Here is a 1,406-nt window from a genome sequence, read left to right as displayed (position 1 = left end):
GTGAGCGTCTAGCGAACTACACCTATGTTTTAAAATTCCAGGGTAACAAGCTGTCGATATCGGGCTCAGGCTGGCACAGTTCATCAAGGCAAGCACAGATGTAATTAAATGGGATTAGACCATTTATCTTGGCGGTTTCCACAATGCTGTAAAGGGTGGCACTAGCATGGGCACCGTTAGCCGTTTGGCTAAATAACCAATTCTTTCGGCCTATCACAAACGGTTTTACCGCGCGTTCTGCTCTATTATTATCGATGCTAAGTCGGCCATCATCAACATAGCGTATGAGCTTGTGCCATTGATTTGCCAGGTAATTAGCTGCCTCTATCAGTTTGCTGTTCCCCACTAAATTTGGCTGATCCTGCTCAAGCCATATTTTTAGCTTGCTAAGAATAGGCAGGCTAACCTCTTGTCTTGCCGTATATTTGTCATCCACACTTTTATCTTTGATGCGTGACTCAACGCCGTACAGTTTTTGGATAAGGCTCAATACCACATCCGCTTTGCCGGTTTTGTTTTTACCTTGTAGCTTTTTCGCGTCGATAAATTTACGACGAGCATGCGCCCAGCAGCCGATTAAGGTTGCCTCTGTTCTGGCATAGGCTTGATAGCCATCCACGTGCAAGTACCCTTGATATCCATCAAGATAATTGACCACGCAGGCGGCCGCGCGACTATTGTGGAAGTCGTAAAGTACGATATTAGGGATAGGATTATTCGGGTCTGGTGAATCTCGACCCGAGCAATACACCCACATGTAACTGTTTACTTTGTCCGATTTCACCACCTTTAATGGCGTTTCATCGGCAAACAGCGTGGGTTGCCTTAACAGCTCGGCTTTAAGCCGTTCAACTAATGGCGCGAAGAGTGTGGCTGATTTGTCTATCCAGCTGCTCATGGTCTGTCGACTGAGTTCAATACCGTATTGCTTAAACATCGCTTCCTGGCGATACAGCGGTAACCCGTATTGGTATTTACTGGTGATAAGCTGACTGAGCAAACTGCTGGTTGCAATGCCTTTGTTGATGGGCATGGCAGGCATTGAGGCTTGTTTAATCTGTGTCTGAGTTGAGGATTTATCACAGTGACGGCAGGCGTATTTAGGCCTAATATGCTCAATCACTTTGATTTTAGCGGGTATGAACTCAAGCTTTTCTGACTTATCTTCACCCATTTTATGTAGCTCACCGCCACAGCAATCACAGGTTTTGTCGATGATGTCGTGAATAACCTGCTCACGAGGTAAGTCTTTTGGCAGTGGCTTACGCACCGGCTTTTTACGGGTATAGCTAATGGATTGTTGCTCTGCCTCAACTTCCTCAACAATTTCTTCCACTTCATTGAATAACTCGCCTTGCCCGGCAAAGCCTTCAGCACTTTTGCCGAATTGTTTTTGTTGGGCCAAG

Annotated in this window: 1 protein-coding gene; it reads right to left on the bottom strand. The window is 45.9% G+C overall.

The genetic code is table 11. The features are described from left to right. Positions 1-22: 22 nt before the first annotated feature. On the bottom strand, positions 23-1,406 hold a 1,384-nt coding region (gene tnpC / locus AAEY55_RS18015; RefSeq protein ID WP_350552584.1), incomplete at its 5' end, for an IS66 family transposase.

The organism is Pseudoalteromonas sp. 120-MNA-CIBAN-0494, from assembly GCF_040308885.1.
GTDB classification, from domain to species: domain Bacteria; phylum Pseudomonadota; class Gammaproteobacteria; order Enterobacterales; family Alteromonadaceae; genus Pseudoalteromonas; species Pseudoalteromonas nigrifaciens.
The sequence above is the reverse complement of the archived record's forward strand: the minus strand, read 5'-3'. Positions and strand labels throughout refer to the sequence as shown.